The organism is Streptomyces sp. NPDC024632, from assembly GCF_055559175.1.
Genome location: NZ_JBVHLD010000021.1, coordinates 80,452 through 97,266, shown reverse-complemented (window position 1 = coordinate 97,266; position 16,815 = coordinate 80,452). Strand labels below are relative to the sequence as shown.

Genomic DNA, 16,815 nt, shown 5'->3' with positions numbered 1-16,815 from the left:
CGGGCTGCTGTGCCCCCACCTCTTGCATCTGCTGACCGGGGACCCACCGTAGCGTGCGCGGAAGGCGGCTGTTGACGAACACCGGTCCGCCCGCGGTCCCGCCCGGTCGTCGCGCCGCTCAGCCGCCCGCTCCCGCGCGGCCCCAGTCCTGGCCGACGCGGGCCCAGTCCCGCTCCCAGCTCGTCAGCCGGCGGCTCATCAGCCGCCACATCACCAACTGCCGTACGATCATCAGGAATCCGGCGGCGGACGTCGCGGCCGCGGTGCCCGCCAGCACGGAGTGCGTGGCGGCGGTGGCCGAATCCAGCGGTGGCGCGACCAGTTCGCCCGAGCGGTCCGTCCACAGCCAGATACCGCCCTTGCGCCAGACCTCGATGTCGCCGGGCACCGTCGCGCTGTAGACGGATTCGCCGTCCGGGGACTTCCAGCGCAGCAGATCGCCGCGGCGCGGATCGGCGGTGCCGACCTTGTCGGCGACCACGGGCGTCGTCGTGTCCGGCGGATCCAGCACGGTGGCGGGGACCAGCCGCCGCTGCGCGTTCTCGGTGCGCACCACCCGCTGGAGGGCCCGGTCCACCGAACTGCCCGCCCACCAGCCGAGCGCGGGGGTCGCGCAGAGCAGCACCACGGTGGCCACGCCGAGCCATGCCTCGACGACATCGGAGCGGCGCCGCAGCGGATTGCGCCGCCACCGCCAGCCGAACTTCCTGAGCCGTGTGCGGTGACGCTGCCGACTGTGGCGATTCATGGACGGACCCCCTTCACACCCGTTCAACTACCGCAAACGGCGCGACTCATGCGTGTGGATCCGCGGGGGTCGCGGGAGCGCCGCGGCGACGCGTTACTCCACGATGGTCAACGGGTCGCCGACCCGTAGGGTTCCGGGGTTCTCGGGGATCAGATTCTGGCCGAAAACAAGACTCGAACCGATCCTGCGGTACTTGCCGAGGGTGTGCAGCGGCTCCTTGCCGCGCCCGGCGCTGCCCTGGTCGGTGGTGGTGATCACGCACCGCCCGCAGGGTTTGGGGACGCGGAAGGTGACCTCGCCGATCCGTACCCGCCGCCAGTCGTCCTCGGCCCACGCCTCGGTGCCGTCCACGACCGCGTTCGGCCTGAAGCGGTTCATCGGCAGCGGGCCCTCCTCGGCCCGCTCGCCCTGCGCGATCAGCGAGTTGAGGGCGGCGAGCGAGGCGGTCGTGGTCACCAGCAGCGGAAAGCCGTCGGCGAGGCTGACCATGTCGCCCGGCGCGGAGAAATCGGGGTCGACCGGCCGCCGGACCGCGGGGTCGTCCATGTGCATCAGCCGCACCGGGCGGCCGAGATACCCGCTGAACCAGTCGTCGGCCGCCTGCCCCGCGGGCACGACCTCGATCTTGTGGGCGAAGAGCGTCACCGTCTCCAGCGGACCCGGCTCAGGCACGGCGACATCGAGCGGCGGCAGCCCGGGACCGGTCAGCCGCAGACCGCCACCCCCCACGGGTTCGGCGGCCAGCAGCGCCATACGCGGCTGTTCCCGCTGTGTCACGGCCTTGCCCCGCTCGCGGTCGACCAGCATCCAACGGCGGTCAGCGGTGAGCCCCCACGGCTCCACGACCGCCGTCCGCATGCTGATTCCACGCAGCGACTTGACCGGGTAGATGTGCAGCGCGCTGAGGACGGTCGAGGTCATACCGCCATCCTGCCAGCACACGCGCCGGGCCGATCGGCCCGGGAGGTACCTGATCAGCCCTGGTAGTAACCGCCTCCGGCGGCCGGGGGAACACCCTGGCCGAGATTGCGCCGCGGATACTGCTCCTCCGGGTGGCCGCCGGGCGCCTGCCGCGGCGGTACGGGACGAGGCGGCACCGGCCGCGCGGCCTCGTAGCCGGAGGGGGAGGGCTGCGGCGGCTGCGCCGGGTACCCGCCGCCGTTGCTGTAACCGTTGCCGGTGCCCGTCCCGTTGGAGCCGCCGCCGTTGAATGCGCCGCCGTTGCCGCCGTTGAAGGCGTTCCCGTTGAAGCCGCCGCGCGGAGCGGCGGTCTGCTGCGGGATGTAAGGCGCGGGCGGCGGCTGGTACGCGGGCGTCGGGTAGCCGTTCTGCGCGGCGGGCTGCGGCTGGGTGTACTGCGGCGAGGGGGCCGACGGCCCCGACGGCAGAGCCGGGAGCGCGGGCAGCGCGGGAAGGTTGCTGCCGGGGTAGCCGCTGTATCCGGTGCCTGTCTCGTACGGGGTGTAGGACGGCACGCGGATGGGGGCGATCTGCGGTGTGCCTCGCTCGGCCACGAGGCTGTCGTAGATCGGGGTGTCCGGGAAGGACGAGGACGAGGGGTAGTAGCCGCTGTAGCCGCCACCATAAGAACCGCGGGGGGAGCTCATGAGCCATAAGTTAAGCCCACGATGTGGTCGTTGGGGAGACCGATTAGCGGGTTGTTTGTGCTGCGTGTTGCGCGGTCCTGTCCCCAATATGAGCGAATCCGGGGAAAACGGTCAGCGTCTCATGATGTGATCAGGTAAAAGCCGTGCGTCCTTGGTGTTACCGGGCGTCTCGGCGCACGTGCGAGGGGGCATCCGATGACGCTGCGCAAGGGCGAGAACATGCCGCTGCCCACGGCGGTCCTCCAGGTGGAGTTCACCAGGCGGGCGGGTACGGGCATCCCGCGCGCCGACGTCTGCGCGCTGCTCGTGGCGGACACCGGGGCCCGCGATGCGGACGATCTGGTGCACGCCGCCGCACCCGTGCACCCCTCCGGCGCGGTGCGCTACGCGGCTGGTGGAACGCCGGATCCGGACCCGGCCGCAGGCACGGTCACTGACACTCTTTCGGTTGACCTCGCGTCCGTCGAAACGGCCGTCACCTCCGTGCTGATCGTCGCCCGCTCCGACGGCGGCACCTTCGGCCGGATCCCCGGACTGCGGCTGCGCGTCACCGACGGGGGAGCGGAGGTCGCGCGCTTCGACTGCGAGGGGGCCACGGCGGAGACGGCGTACGTCCTCGGCGAGTGTTACCGGCGCGGCGGCGGCTGGAAATTCCGGGCGGTCGGGCAGGGGTACGGCTCCGGGCTCGCGGGGCTGGGCGCCGCGTACGGGCTGCGGGCGGATCAACTGCCGGAGCGGCTGCCGGACGTGGTGCCAGAGCCGGTACCCGATCCCGTACCTGAGCCCATGTCCGAGCCCATGTCCGACCCTCTGCCCGAGGCGACGCGTGCCGTCGCTCCGGAGCCGACCGTGGTCGTACCCGTCGCACCGCCCGCCCCGACGGCACCGCCCGTTCCGGCTTCGGCACCCGCGCCGGTACGGCTGTCCAAGGTCACGCTCACCAAGGACGCGCCGGCGGTCTCGCTCACCAAACAGGGCGGCGCCACGGGCGCGTTGCGGGTCAATCTGAGCTGGCGGGTCGACCCGGCCCGCGGCGGCGGGCGGTTCCGCAAGGGCGGCGGCGTCGACCTCGACCTGTGCGCGCTCTTCGAACTCTCCGACGGCAGCAAGGGTGTGGTGCAGGCCCTCGGCAACGCCTTCGGCTCGCTCTACCAGCCGCCGTTCATCCTGCTCGACGGCGACGACCGCACCGGCGGCAGCGCGTCCGGCGAGAATCTGACCGTCAACCTCGACCACACCGCCCACTTCCGGCGGATCCTCGTCTTCGTCACGATCTACGAAGGCGCTCGCAGCTTCGCGGGACTGCACGCCACCGTCACGCTCCAGCCGCAGTACGGCGCCCCGGTCGACTTCGTCCTCGACGAGTGCACCGTGCAGTCCAACGTCTGCGCCCTCGCGCTGCTGGTCCGCGAGGGCGACGACCTCGTCGTACGGCGCGAGGCGCGCTATCTGGTGCCCAGGCTCGGCGTGAGCCCGCAGCGCACGACGGACTACGCGTACGGCTGGGGCCTGAACTGGACGCCGGGCCGCAAGTGAGGCGTGGCTGAAGGGACTTGGTGCGGGCCTCGACGGACTCCGTGCCGACGGGCTGGGCGCCGACGCGCCCTAGACGGAGGCGTCGGGCCGCGCGTAGGTGCGGCCCTTCCAGGCCGCGCCCCGGCCGCGGTAGTGCTCGACCGCGGAGTCGACGGTCATCAGCAGATACAGCGCCGCCGTGTACGGCAGGGTCGGCGCCAGCCACCACGGCTGACCGTAGTACCGCAGCATCGGTACGTAACTGGCCGCCATCGCCGCCCACGCCGCGAGCCCCAGCGCGCACAGCGGCCAGGCCCCGGCGATCGCGCCGCCGACCGCCGCGAGCGGCGGCACCAGATAGATCAGCGCGAGCCCGAGCACCGTGCCGAGCAACACCGCCGGATTGTGCCGGAGTTGCGCGTACGCGCTGCGCGAGACCATCCGCCACAGCTCGCCCAGGTCCGGGTAGGGCCGCACGCTGTCCACGCGTTCGGCGAGCCCGAGCCAGATCCTGCCGCCCGAACGCTTCACCGCGCGGGCGAGCGCCACGTCGTCGATCACCGACTGCCGGATGGAGTCGGGCACGCGGGCGGCGGCCACGGCCGACGCGCGGATCAGCACGCAGCCGCCCGCGGCGGCGGCCGTACGGGAGCGGGCCTTGTTGATCCAGCGGAAGGGGTAGAGCTGCGCGAAGAAGTACACGAAGGCCGGGACGATGAGCTTCTCCCAGCCCGTTTCCACGCGCAGGCGTGCCATGAGCGAGACCATGTCGAGGTCGCGGGAGACCGCGGCGGCCGTCAACTCGCGCAGACTGTCCGGCCGGTGGGCGATGTCGGCGTCCGTCAGCAGCAGGTAGTCGGGGCCGCTGCGCTCGGCGGCCAGCGTGATGCCGTGCCGGACCGCCCACAGCTTGCCCGTCCAGCCGGGCGGCGGCTCGCCGGGCGAGGAGACCGTCAGCGGCAGACCTCCGTGCCGGTCGTGCAGCGCGCGGGCCAGGTCCCCGGTGCCGTCGGTGCTGCCGTCGTCGATCAGGAAGACCTCGGCGTGGCCCGGATACTCCTGGGCCAGCAGCGACGGCAGGCTCACCCCGATCACCTCGGCCTCGTCCCGCGCGGGCACGACGATCGCGATCGACGGCCACTCGTCCAGCGCGCCCCGCCGCGGCAGCCGCACATCGGTCCGCCAGAATCCCCCCTGCCCGACCACCAGCCACACCCAGGCCAGCAACGACACCCCTGCGATCACCATCAACACCGTCACGCCCCGCAGTCTGCCGCACCCACCCCCCACCACCCGCCGCGCCCCGCCCTCCCCGAAGCCCGATCGGACCGCCTCCCTGCCCGCCCAAGGCCGCCCGACGGCTGCGGTACCCACCGCCTGCGGCGGCGACGACTTCGGTCCGGGCCGCGGCCATGGCCTCATCCGCCCGGGCGCGGCCCCCTGCCACCCGGCGCCCCCGCCCTCCTCGACGCGGATCGGGCCGAACCTCCGACCGCCGCGCGGCGGCGGCTTCGGCGGTGCGGGGATCGGCATCGGGGCGTGGGCGGGTCGGGGGTGGTGACGCGGCGGCGGGGCGGGGGGCGTCGCTAGAGTGGCGGGGTGAAGATCGCACTGGTGGACTCCGGGATCGGGCTGCTCGCGGCGGCGGCGGCCGTACGGCGGCTGCGGGTGGACGCGGATCTGGTGCTGTCGTCCGACCCCGAGGGAATGCCGTGGGGTCCGCGCGGCGCGGACGACGTGACCGGGCGGGCGCTGGAGTGCGCGCGGGCCGCGGTCGCGCACCGGCCCGACGCGCTGATCGTCGCCTGCAACACCGCGACCGTGCACGCGCTGCCCGCGCTGCGGGCCGCCTTCGAACCGGCGGTGCCGGTCGTCGGCACCGTGCCCGCGATCAAGCCCGCGGCGGCGGCCGGCGGCTCCCTCGCCATCTGGGCGACACCCGCGACGACGGGCAGCGCGTACCAGCGCGGACTGATCGCGGAATTCGGCAACGGCGCGCACATCACCGAGGTGCCCTGCCCCGGTCTCGCGGACGCCGTGCAGCACGGCGACACCGCGGCCGTGGCCGCCGCCGTCGCCGCCGCCGCGGCGCTGACCCCCGCCGGAGCGCGGGCCATCGTGCTCGGCTGCACGCACTACGAACTCGTCGCCGACCGGATCGCCGCGGCCGTCCCCGGCGCCGTGCTCTACGGCTCGGCGGACGCCGTCGCCGCGCAGGCGCTGCGCCGTGCGGGGTCCGCCGCCCGGGCGACCGGCGGCGGCCGGATCGAGGTCGTCCTCAACGGCCGGTCGGCCCCGCTCCCCGCGGCGGCGCTGGCGTACGCCGAAGGCGCCTCATTGGTGACACCCGCCACCGCCTGAGTGCATAGGGCTGCCTTCTGGTGGGTATCCCAGTACCCTTCACAGCATGACGCACCCTCCTCGGCCGGAGAGCGGCGCGCCCCACGTCTGGACGGGGCGGGCCCGTAACCGCATGCAATGGGTGCTCGCCGCCTGTGGCGCCGCCTGCATGGCGCTGGGCATCGAGCTGGCCGTGGAAGGCCCCGACGCCGCCTCGGGCCTGGCCCCGCTGGTGATGTCCGTGGTGGGCTGCGTGGCCGTCGGGCTCCTGGTGCTGTTCGGCACGGTCGCCTTCACGCACGTCAGGGTCCGGGTCGACCACGACGCGGTCGACGTGCGCTGCGGCCACATTGGAGTGCCGCGCCGCCGTATCCCGCTGGAGCAGGTCAGCGGCGCCCAGCTCGCGCCCCTGGTCAGCCCGCGCAACTGGGGCGGCTGGGGTTACCGCTGGCGCCCCGAGGAGGGCACCGCGGTCGTCGTCCGCCGTGGCCAGGGCCTGGTCATCGACCTCGGCAGCGGTCGCCGCTTCACGGTCACCGTCGACGACGCGCAGGGCGCCGTGGACACCATCCGCGACCTGCTGACGCTGCGCACCGCCCGCCACACCTCCGGCGCCTGACCCGCGTCCCGCGGGCCGGAGACGCCCAGGCCCGCACACCCGTATCCGGGGCGGGCCCCGAGGCCGGGCCACCCGGTCAGCGCAGTGGACCGAATCCGTCGTCCGGCAGCAAGGGTCCGGGCGCCGACCCGGCCACCGGCGGGCAGCCGTCGTCCGGCAGAGGGCGGGCCGTGGCCATGCCCGCGAGGAACCCGGCTCCCGCTGTGACCACGGCGTAGCTGAGCACGTGGTCGACGGTGGCGAGCAGGGCGAGCCCGGTGAGGGCGGCGCCCGCGGTGAGGACGACGGGGGTGGGGCGCGGCGAGCGCCACAGGGCGTACAGCAGCCAGCCGAAGGCGACGGCGAGCAGCGCCGCGCCCGGAATGCCCTGCTCGGCGGCGAGCTGGAGCGGCGCGGACGGCGGTGAGGCTGCGACGGCGGTGGTGGCGTCCGCGGGCGGACCGGCGTTCTCCTCGGTGAACCGCTCGGGCCCGACCCCGCGCAGCGGGTGCCGCTCGGCCAGGTCGATCGCCTCGTGCCACAGCTCGACCCGCGGCTGGGTGAGCTGGCCGGTCAGCGATTCGGACAGACCCGACGGCAGGGCGTCGACCGCGACGGCGTAGCTGCCGCCGACGGCGAGCGCGGCGGCCAGCGCCAGCCCGCACAGGCCGAGCAGCCGCCGCCGCATCCGGGCGGCGGCCAGCGAGTACAGGACGACGGCGATCCCCGCCGCGAAGCCCGCCGCCGAGCCCAGCGCGAGCGCGGTGACGGCGGCGCCCGCCGCCACGAGCCGCAGCCCGAGCCGCCACCCCTTGCCCCGGACCGCCCACGCGGCGCAGCAGGCGGCGCCGACCGCGAGGACCAGCAGCGCGGCGTCGGCGTTCGGATAGCCGAGCGGCGGCGCGTCGGGGTGCGCGGACAGCCGGCTCGGCGGGACGAGGACCAGGGCGAGTACGGCCACGGCCGCGACGGCGGGCGCGAGCACCGGCAGCAGCGCGCCGAGGATGCGGCCGGCCGCGTATCCGGCGCTGACCGCGAGGATGGCGAGCAGGGTGCCCTCGGGGCGGGCGGCGCGGCCCGCGGCGGCGATCAGCGTCCAGACGCCGCAGCAGACGAGGAGGGCGATGCCGACGGCGTCGGTGGTGCCGCTGTACGGACGCGGTTCGCGCCGCGGCGGGCGCGGCGCTCCGGCCGGCTTCGTACGCGTGGCGCCCGGCGTCCCGCCGGCCGTCGTGTCCATCCCCCGGTACCCCCTGCCACCCGGGCGCGACGGGGTACCGTCACACCCGCGTTCCCCGCGTGGGCGCTGTCTGTCGCCACCGTAACGGGTGACACCCCGACCTGTGGATACGTCGTACGGGAACCCGGCACCACGTGGGAAACCTGGTGCTGGTGTGGCGTTCACTGTCGTTCTCGTACGCTCTGGGCATGGCGATTCCCGAATTCATCCGAGACATCCGCGCGAAGGCGGGGGACACCCTGCTGCTCCTGCCGGGTGTGGTGACCGTCGTCTTCGACGACCGCGGCCGGATCCTGCTCAACCGCCGTACGGACACCGGAAAGTGGGCGCTCATCAGTGGCATCCCCGACCCGGGCGAGCAGCCCGCCGAGGCGGCCGTCCGGGAGATCGAGGAGGAGACCGGGGTGCACGCCGTCGTCGAGAAGGTGCTGAGCGTCTTCACCAACGAGCCGGTGAGGTACGACAACGGCGACCGCGCCCAGTACATCGACATCGTGCTGCGCTGTCGGGCCGTCGGCGGCGAGGCGCGGGTGAACGACGACGAATCGCTCGACGTGCGCTGGTTCGCGCTGGACGAACTGCCGCCGCTCGGCCCGATCGCCCGCGGCCGGATCGACATGGCGCTGCGCGACGACCCCACGTGGTTCGCGCCCGCCACCGCTCCGGGAGCGGCGCACCCCGGATACCCGGCCCCGTAACAGCCGCACCGAGGACACCGGCCCGCGCGGGGGGTACGAACGAGGCCCAGGTGCGGAGCCGCCCCGTGCCGGTTCCGAACCCGGGCCTCGCCCAGGGGAGGCACCGCGCGTGTCCCGGCCATCGGCCGCCGGGACCCGAGGCGTATGCCATCGAGCCGATCTTCACGCCACACCCCCGTTGGGTGGCGGAAGACCGCCAAGCTTGTTTGCCTTCACCGCACTGATCGACTAATCAATCGACTACATCGACTACTCAGCTGAAGGGCCTGGCTCAAGCATTGGGCACGGCGGCCTCAACTCGTCCTCAACTGGTCCTCATTGGAGCCCGCGGTCTATGATGCAGTTTCCGATCACAACGCCGGGCGAGCCCGGTAAGGGGGACGGCGTGAGGTTTCGGGTCCTCGGCGCCTTGGAGGCCTGGTCCGGTCGGACCCGAATATCCCTCGGCGGGCCCAGGGAACAGCGAGTCCTCGCGCTGCTGCTCCTCGAAGCCAACAGGACCGTATCGCTCAGCCACCTCGTCGACGCCCTCTGGGACGAGACTCCGCCCGCCACGGCCGGAAAGCAGATCCGCAACGCGGTGTCGCGACTGCGCTCGGCGCTGGTCGCCGCTCCCGGCGGGACCGGGGACATCACGGCCGTCGGAGACGCGGGATACCGGATGGCGGTGAGCGAAGGCGCGCTGGACAGTGCCGAATTCGACCGTCAGGTGGCCGCCGCGGAGTCGGCGCGCGTCGCGGGCGACCTCGCCGAGTGCGTGGAACTGCTGGGCGCGGCGCTGGAGTTGTGGCACGGACCCGCGCTCGCCGGGCTCTCGGGGCGGGTGATCGAGGCCAGGGCGGCGGCCTGGAACGAACGACGGCTCGCGGTCCAGGAGACCTGTACCGACCACCAGTTGGCCCTCGGGCGGCATACGGAAGTGGTCGCCTCGCTGTCCGCGATCGTCGCCGAGTACCCGCTGCGCGAGAAGCCGGTCAGCCAGCTCATGCTCGCACTGCACCGCGGCGGCAGACAGAGCGAGGCGCTCGCCGCCTTCCACGGGCTGCGCACCCGCCTGGCCGACGAGATGGGGCTGGACGTACCGCCCGCGCTCGACCTGCTGCACCAGCGGATTCTCGCCAATGATCCCTCGGTCGCCGCCCCCGAGAAGCCGCGCGCCACGGAGGGCGGACCGGTCGCCGCCCCGGCCCGCGTGCCCCGCCAACTCCCCGCCGCCTCAAGGCACTTCACCGGCCGCCGCAGACAGCTCAAGCTGCTCGACGAACTCCTCGACCACGCCGTGCAGTTCGGCGGCACCGCCGTCATCTCGGCCATCGACGGCACCGCGGGCATCGGCAAGACGACGCTGGCCATCCACTGGGCGCAGCGCAACGCCGAGCGCTTCCCCGACGGCCAGCTCCACGTCAATCTGCGCGGATTCGCTCCCGGCTCCCGCCCGTTGGCGCCGGTCGAGGCGATCCGCGGCTTCCTCGACGCGCTCGGGGTGCCCGCCGAGAGCGTCCCCGAGGAACTGGACGCCCGTGCCGCGCTCTACCGCACCCTGCTGGCGGGCCGCCGGGTCCTGATCGTCCTGGACAACGCGCGCGACACCGACCAGGTCCGGCCGCTGCTGCCCGGCAGCACCTCCTGCGCCGTGGTGATCACCAGCCGCAATCAACTGACCGGCCTGATCGCCGCCGAGGGCGCCACCCCCGTCACCCTCGACCTGCTCAGCGCGGTGGAGTCGCTGGACCTGCTGGCCCGCCGCCTCGGCCCCGAGCGCACCGCCGCGGAACCCGAGGCAGCCGCCGAACTGGTCGAGCTGTGCGCCCGGCTGCCGCTCGCCCTGAGCATCGCCGCCGCCCGCGCCCTCGTCTCGCCCCGGCTGTCGCTCGCCGACCTGGTCGCCGCGCTGCGCGACGTACGGCACCGGCTCGACACCCTCGACATCGGCGACGCCTCCACCGACCTGCGTGCGGTCTTCTCCTGGTCGTACGGGCACCTGTCGGAGTCCGCCCGGCGGATGTTCCGGCTGCTGTCGGTCCACCCGGGACCCGACATCACCGTCCCGGCCGCGGCGAGCCTGACCGGGGTGACCGTCGCCGAGGCACGCCGCGCGCTGTACGACCTGACCCGCGCCCACCTGGTGATGGAGCATGTGCCGGGCCGCTTCACCTTCCACGACCTGCTCCGCGCGTACGCCGGTGAGCTGACCGCCACGCACGACAGCGAGGCGGAGCGCCGTACGGTCCTGCTGCGGGTGCTCGACCACTACCTGCACACCGCCCACGCGGCGGCCAGGCTGCTGAGCCCGGTGCCGATCCCGCTGACGCTGGGGGACCCGGAGCCGGGCGCGGTGCCCGAGACGCTCGCCGACGCGCGGCGGGCTGCGGAGTGGATGGAGGCCGAGGAGCAGGTCCTGATGGCCACCGTCACGCAGGCCGATGTCAACGGCTTCGACGTGCACTCCGACCGGCTCGGCTGGATCCTGATGGGCGTCTCCGACCGGCGCGGCCCCAACCCGGCCTCGCCGCCCGACCCCTGGGGCCCCCGGCGCTCCGGCGTGCACCGGGGTCTCGGCACCAGCTACTCGTGGCTGGTCGCCTACCCGGCCGCCCTCACCCACCTCGAACACTGCGCAGGGGTCTACCGCGACCTCGACGACAGCACCGGTCTCGCGCACACCTACTTCGGCCTCAGCTCGGTGCTCGAACACCGGGGCCGCTACCAGGAAGCGCTCGAATACGCCCAGCAGGCCGCGGAGTTGTTCAACGTCGTCGCGCACCAGCACGGCGAGGCGCGGGCCCGTAACGCGGCGGGCTGGCTGCTGGGCAGGCTCGGCGACTTCGCCGCCTCCCTGACGCAGTGTCAGCAGGGGCTGGCGCTCTACAGCGTGCTCGGCGACCGGCCGATGCAGGCGGTCGCCTGGGACAATCTGGGCTACGCGCACCACGGGCTCGGGCAGTACGCGGAGGCCGTCGATGCCTTCGAACGGTCGCTGGAGATCACCCGGGCGTTGGGCGACCTCGCCGAGGAGGTCGTGACGCTCAGTTATCTGGGTGACACCCATCACGCCGCCGGTGACACGGCCGCCGCGGCCGAGGTCCGCCGCACCGCCCTGACCATTCTCGAAGGGCTCGAACCCCGCGAGGTCGCCGTGCTGCGCGAGGTGACCCACCTGTAGCCGCCGATTGACGGACCAGAAGGCGTCTGTCACGGTTTTCCCAGGGGCTTGTCCTGCCCCACAACAGCCTCCGTGGGGGAACTCCCCTTCACACGGGGGCTTTTCGCCGCCCTGACCGCGCCGCGGGCGCCGGGCGAGCACACCCCCGCACCCGCGCGTTCACCTCGGCGATTCCCGCCGGTGGCCGCGCCGGTGTCACGCCTGTGATCCCTGCCTCACCGCCCGACGGCGATGTCACATCCGCTCGCGGAGGGCTCCTCTTGGGGCCGTAGAGCTGATCGTCGCCGCCTCGAACGACACACGCGACCGTGAGCGCCTGCCACGCCCACGGCAAGGAGGAATTGTGAACAAGTTGCGGGGCAACCCGTGGGCGATCCTGACGGTGCTGTCCATCGGGTTCTTCATGACACTGCTCGACCTGACGATCGTCAACATCGCCATTCCGGACATGGTGGAGCACCTGAACGCGTCACTCGACCAGATCCTGTGGATCACCAACGCGTACACCCTGGCGCTCGCCGTACTCCTGATCACCGCGGGCCGGATGGGCGATCTGACCGGCAAGAAGAACCTCTTCGTCTACGGCGTCGCGCTGTTCACCCTGGCGAGCCTGGCCTGCGGTCTGTCGCAGAACCCGTCGCAGCTCATCACCTTCCGCGCGATCCAGGGCATCGGCGCCGCGATGCTGCTGCCGCAGACCCTCTCCCTGATCATCGACGTCTTCCCGCACGAGAAGCGCGGTGTCGCGCTCGGCATCTGGGGCATCGTGGCCGGTGTGTCCGGCGCCGCGGGCCCGGCCGTCGGCGGTGTGCTCGTCACCAAGATCGACTGGCGCTGGATCTTCTTCGTCAACATCCCCCTCGGCGTCCTGGCGGTGGCCGGCGCCCTGCTGTTCATCCCCAACGCGGAACGAACGGTCAAGCACCGCTTCGACGTTCCAGGCGTCGTCCTGCTGTCGCTGACCCTCTTCCTGCTCTCTTTCGCGCTGATCGAGGGGCAGAAGTACAACTGGAACGGCTGGATCTGGACGTCGCTCGCCGCCTCCGCCGTGGTCTTCGCGGTCTTCCTGGTCTACCAGCGCGGCCAGCAGGACAACGAACCCCTCGTGCCGTTCTCGCTGTTCAAGGACCGCAACTTCACGATCATGAACTTCGTCGGCATCGCGATCTCGTTCGGCATCGTGGGCCTCTTCCTCCCGATCACCGTCTACCTCCAGTCCATCCTCGGCTACAGCGCCATGAAGTCCGGCATCGTGCTGCTGCCGCTGTCCGTCGGCACCTTCGTGATGGCCGGGCCCGCGGGTGTGCTCTCCGAGAAGCTGGGCGGCAAGTACATCCTGATGACCGGCCTCGTGCTGTACGGCGGCGGCCTGCTGTGGGTGATGTCCGTGGCCGACGTCGGCCAGAGCTGGACCGGCATCGTGGCACCGCTGTTCATCATGGGCATGGGCGCGGGCTGCACCTTCACCCCGATGGCCACCGAGGTCATGCGCAATGTGCCGCCCAAGCTCACCGGCGCCGCGTCCGGCGTCAACAACGCGCTGCGGCAGGTCGGTTCCGTGCTCGCGGGCGCCGTGGTCGGCGCGGTGCTCCAGGGGCAGCTCGCCTCCTCCCTCAAGGACCAGGCGGCGCAGCGGGCCGGGAGCGTACCCGCGGACTACCGCGAGGGGTTCGTGAAGAGCTTCGACAACGCGGGCAAGCACCTCGAAGTGGCGGGCAACACCTCGGGGTTGAAGCTCCCCTCGGACGTCCCCGCCGACGCGGCGCACCGCATCCAGGACGCGGGCACCGCGGTCTTCGGGCACGGCTTCATCGACGCCATGCACCCGACGCTGCTGGTGTCCGTCGTGGTGATGGCGCTGGGCGCGCTGTCCTGCCTGCTCGTCAAGAAGATCGACGGCGCCTCGGCCAACCCGCACGGGCTGCCGCTCAGCGCGGACGAGATCGCCGCCGCGGAGGCCGCCGCCTCGCCCGCCGACCCGGCCCCCGCCAGGGGCTGAACCGGTACAGGGCGACAGCGGTGCGCGGGCTCCGTTCCCCGGTTCGAGGGGGAGCGGGGCCCGTTTCCCGCACCGCGCCGCCCGCGACTCGCCGCACCGCACCGTACTGCGACTCACCGCACCGCATCGCCCGCGCCCGACCCGCCGCTTCCGCGCAACCCCGAGGGGACCGTGCCCGCCATGCCCGACGCCACCCCCAGCCATGACGACGCGTACGACAGCACGCACGACGACACGTACGACACCGCCGTCAACGAGGCCCTGGAACGGCTCGGTCACGCCGGGTTCTTCCTCGGGTCCGGCAATCAGCTGCGCGGATTCGCGCTCCACGCCCCGATGGGAGCCGAGGCGCTGGCCGCCCTCGGCCACGGCGATCAGGTGCCGGACTGGGTTGAGTGGTACGCGGGCCACCGCGGCCTCGGCGCGCCGCCCGACCTCTTCGCCCCCATCGACGCGGCGGACCCCGACTCCTGGCGCGCCGCGCTCGGCGAGGCCCGGCGGCTCGCCGACTGGGCGACGCTGTTCCGGCGCGAGATCGACGGCGCGGGCTGGCGGGAGACCCTGGTCAAGTGGTGGCCCCGGCTGACTCCCGGCATGTTCGCCGGTCTGACCCACGGCGTGATCCGTACCGCGCACGCCGTACGCGGCATCACCGCCGTCGGCGCGCCCAGCACCGTACAACTCCATGAACTGGCCAACGGCCTCGCCTTCTGGGCCGCGCTCTACCAGCCGCCGGACGGCGCCCTCGCGCGCGGCGCGAAGGCCGTGGGCGCGGTCAGGACACTCGGCCGTCGACCGAAGTCCAAGCTGTTCGCCGCCGCCGACGCGCGGCTCGAACAGTCGGTGGACGCCGCGCTCGCCGAGCTGACCGCGATCGGCGCCGGGCGCTACACCCTGATGCGGCCGGGCGGCAATCCGGTGCCCGCCATCCACGCCGTCACCGCGCCCGCCGCGGTCCGGATGACGCTGCCGCACCTGCCGCCGCAACTCGCGCTGCCCTCCTACGAAGCGGTCCGCGACGTGTCGGGAACGCTGCTCAACATCTTCACCGGACGCGGCGAGCCCGACCCCGCCGCACCGGCCGTGGACGCCCACGACCCCGCGGAGCGCCGCCGGATCGTCGAGGCCGCGGTCGAACTGCGCGACGAACACGCCATCAAGATCGCCGAGGTGGCGCGGCGCGAGTACGCGACCTACGAGGACCCGCGCTGCTTCGCCGCCGCCCACCACGCCATACGGCTGCTCGGCGGCTAGGGCCTGTCCGGCGGACCGCGAAGGCCCTCGGCGAAATGTCCTGCGAAGTGCCCGCGAAGCGCCGTGCGGAGGGCCCTCGCGCGGGTCGGAAGAACCTCCCCCAACCCCCGTCTGAGCAGCGGCCTTTGTCAGTGCTTGGCGGTAAAATCGACAGTGTTCGAGAGGGTTGGCCGACGCCTCAGGAGGATGCCGATGGCCGTTGCCGCACTGCCCCTACTGTCCTTGCCGAAGAAGCCGCTTCCCGCCGGACGGCCGCGCGAGTGGTACATCGCGCACAACCGCCGGCTCAAGACGATGCGCCTGGTCATCGCCCTGCTCGACTCGGGCGTCTACGATCCGGCGCAGGCGAGCAACCGCCGGATCCACGACACCGCCGAGCGCATCGGCGTCCACCCGCCGTCCGACATCACCTGCCGCATGGTCCGCGCCCTGATCAGCTACGGACGCTGACCCGCAGCAGCCCGCGGGCCCCCGCCGTCACCCTTGTGGGACGGCGGGGGCCCGCGGTCTTCTCCGGCGCCTCAGATCACAACTTGCGGTAGGTGTACGCGTCTTCGGCCGCCGCGGCCACCGCGTCCAGATCCGCGCCGGTCGAGGCCGTGACGACCGCGGCGACCGCGCCTTCGAGGAAGGGGGCGTTCAACAACCGGCTGCCGGAGGGCAGTTCGTCGTCCGCGAGCAGCGCCTTGACGGTGAGTACGGCGCTGCCCAGGTCCGCGATGACGGCCACCCCCGCGCCCTGGTCGACCGTACGGGCGGCCGAGACGATCAGATCGGAGCTGGTGCCGAGCCCGCCGTCCGGGCCGCCGCCGGCCGCGACGACCGGCACATCGGTCGCGCCGCCGGTCAGTCCGGTGGCGAGCGCGACGACGGAGGCCGCGACGGAGGCGCTGTGCGACACGAGCACTATGCCGACTATCGGGGTGGTCACGCGGCACCGTCCCGCGCCGTGGCGGCCAGCGCGTCGACCAGGAGGGCCGCCGAGGTCGCGCCCGGGTCCTGGTGGCCGACGCTGCGCTCGCCGAGGTAGCTGGCCCGGCCCTTGCGGGCGCGCAGCGGCGTGGTGGCCTTCGCGCCCTCGTCGGCCGCGGAGGCCGCGGCGGCCAGGCCCTCGGCCAGCGAGCCGCCCGCGTCGAGCGCGCCGGTCAGCGCGTCCACCGCCGGGAGCAGCGCGTCCAGCATCGTCTTGTCCCCGGCCGACGCGCCGCCCAGCTGGGCGACCCCGTCCACCCCCGCGCGCAGCGCGTCCCGCAGTCGGTCCGCGCCGACGGCCTCCTCGTCGCCCAGCTCCTTGCCCGCCTTGCGCAGCAGCGTGCCGTACAGCGGCCCCGACGCCCCGCCGACCGTGCTGATCAGCGTCCGGCCCACCAGCACCAGCACGCCGCCGGGCGTGCCGGGCGGTTCCTGCTCGACGGCGTCGCGCGCCGCGATGAAACCGCGCCGCATGTTGCTGCCGTGGTCGGCGTCGCCGATGGGCGAGTCGAGTTCGGTCAGCCGCTCGGACTCGCGGTCGACGGAGGCGGTGGCCGTGTCCAGCCAGCGCCGCACGAAGTCCGCGTCGACGGTGGAGCCGGCGGATCCGGGGGAGGGGAGGGCATTCATACGGTTGTACGGTCCTTTCGGCGGTGGCGGCCGGTGGCCGGGAGCGGTCGG

Annotated in this window: 15 protein-coding genes; 8 read left to right on the top strand and 7 right to left on the bottom strand. The window is 73.2% G+C overall.

Annotation, left to right across the window (positions count from 1 at the left end):
* Positions 1–118: 118 nt before the first annotated feature.
* The 3 genes from ACZ37P_RS33190 to ACZ37P_RS33180 form a co-directional block, all read right to left on the bottom strand.
* Positions 119–748 carry an Rv1733c family protein gene (locus ACZ37P_RS33190; RefSeq protein ID WP_467350093.1) on the bottom strand — a complete coding sequence of 210 codons (630 nt, stop codon included), beginning with the start codon at positions 746–748 and terminating at the stop codon, positions 119–121.
* A gap of 93 nt (positions 749–841) precedes the next feature.
* Complete coding sequence (locus ACZ37P_RS33185) at positions 842–1,669, bottom strand: MOSC domain-containing protein (RefSeq protein WP_355343902.1); 828 nt, start codon at positions 1,667–1,669, stop codon at positions 842–844.
* 53 nt (positions 1,670–1,722) lie between these two features.
* Positions 1,723–2,355: a DUF6643 family protein gene (locus tag ACZ37P_RS33180; protein WP_355343905.1), complete on the bottom strand. Its 633-nt coding sequence runs from the start codon at positions 2,353–2,355 to the stop codon at positions 1,723–1,725.
* Positions 2,356–2,550: 195 nt separating this feature from the next.
* Between ACZ37P_RS33180 and ACZ37P_RS33175 the strand changes: the two genes are divergently transcribed.
* Positions 2,551–3,891 carry a TerD family protein gene (locus ACZ37P_RS33175; RefSeq protein WP_467350091.1) on the top strand — a complete coding sequence of 447 codons (1,341 nt, stop codon included), beginning with the start codon at positions 2,551–2,553 and terminating at the stop codon, positions 3,889–3,891.
* 69 nt (positions 3,892–3,960) lie between these two features.
* Here the strand turns inward: ACZ37P_RS33175 and ACZ37P_RS33170 are convergent, their stop codons facing one another.
* On the bottom strand, positions 3,961–5,118 hold the full coding sequence (locus tag ACZ37P_RS33170; RefSeq protein WP_355344119.1) for a glycosyltransferase: 1,158 nt from the start codon (positions 5,116–5,118) through the stop codon (positions 3,961–3,963).
* A gap of 351 nt (positions 5,119–5,469) precedes the next feature.
* Here ACZ37P_RS33170 and ACZ37P_RS33165 point away from each other — a divergent pair, with 351 nt between their 5' ends.
* The gene (locus tag ACZ37P_RS33165; protein WP_401313971.1) at positions 5,470–6,231 is read left to right on the top strand and encodes a glutamate racemase; all 762 of its coding nucleotides are present in this window, start codon (positions 5,470–5,472) and stop codon (positions 6,229–6,231) included.
* A 46-nt stretch (positions 6,232–6,277) separates the two neighbouring features.
* Complete coding sequence (locus tag ACZ37P_RS33160) at positions 6,278–6,829, top strand: hypothetical protein (protein WP_391050163.1); 552 nt, start codon at positions 6,278–6,280, stop codon at positions 6,827–6,829.
* Between the two features lie 76 nt (positions 6,830–6,905).
* On the opposite strand, the gene ACZ37P_RS33155 is transcribed toward ACZ37P_RS33160, so the two are convergent.
* Positions 6,906–8,048 (bottom strand): O-antigen ligase family protein, encoded by a 1,143-nt coding sequence (locus ACZ37P_RS33155; protein WP_467350088.1) that lies wholly within the window; start codon positions 8,046–8,048, stop codon positions 6,906–6,908.
* A 188-nt stretch (positions 8,049–8,236) separates the two neighbouring features.
* Here ACZ37P_RS33155 and ACZ37P_RS33150 point away from each other — a divergent pair, with 188 nt between their 5' ends.
* The 5 genes from ACZ37P_RS33150 (at position 8,237) to ACZ37P_RS33130 (ending at position 15,612) form a co-directional block, all read left to right on the top strand.
* Positions 8,237–8,746: an NUDIX hydrolase gene (locus ACZ37P_RS33150; RefSeq protein WP_391050159.1), complete on the top strand. Its 510-nt coding sequence runs from the start codon at positions 8,237–8,239 to the stop codon at positions 8,744–8,746.
* A gap of 385 nt (positions 8,747–9,131) precedes the next feature.
* Complete coding sequence (locus ACZ37P_RS33145; protein WP_467350086.1) at positions 9,132–11,909, top strand: AfsR/SARP family transcriptional regulator; 2,778 nt, start codon at positions 9,132–9,134, stop codon at positions 11,907–11,909.
* A gap of 343 nt (positions 11,910–12,252) precedes the next feature.
* A complete protein-coding gene (locus tag ACZ37P_RS33140; protein WP_467350084.1) occupies positions 12,253–13,908 on the top strand; it encodes an MFS transporter in 1,656 nt (551 codons plus the stop codon).
* A gap of 180 nt (positions 13,909–14,088) precedes the next feature.
* Positions 14,089–15,162, top strand: a complete 1,074-nt coding sequence (locus tag ACZ37P_RS33135) for a hypothetical protein (RefSeq protein ID WP_467350082.1) — start codon at positions 14,089–14,091, stop codon at positions 15,160–15,162.
* A gap of 192 nt (positions 15,163–15,354) precedes the next feature.
* On the top strand, positions 15,355–15,612 hold the full coding sequence (locus tag ACZ37P_RS33130; protein ID WP_355343930.1) for a hypothetical protein: 258 nt from the start codon (positions 15,355–15,357) through the stop codon (positions 15,610–15,612).
* Between the two features lie 76 nt (positions 15,613–15,688).
* On the opposite strand, the gene ACZ37P_RS33125 is transcribed toward ACZ37P_RS33130, so the two are convergent.
* Positions 15,689–16,093 carry a PTS-dependent dihydroxyacetone kinase phosphotransferase subunit DhaM gene (locus ACZ37P_RS33125; RefSeq protein WP_355343933.1) on the bottom strand — a complete coding sequence of 135 codons (405 nt, stop codon included), beginning with the start codon at positions 16,091–16,093 and terminating at the stop codon, positions 15,689–15,691.
* A complete protein-coding gene (dhaL, locus tag ACZ37P_RS33120) occupies positions 16,090–16,764 on the bottom strand; it encodes a dihydroxyacetone kinase subunit DhaL (protein ID WP_355343936.1) in 675 nt (224 codons plus the stop codon). Before dhaL ends, ACZ37P_RS33125 begins: the two co-directional genes overlap by 4 nt.
* Positions 16,765–16,815: the final 51 nt, after the last annotated feature.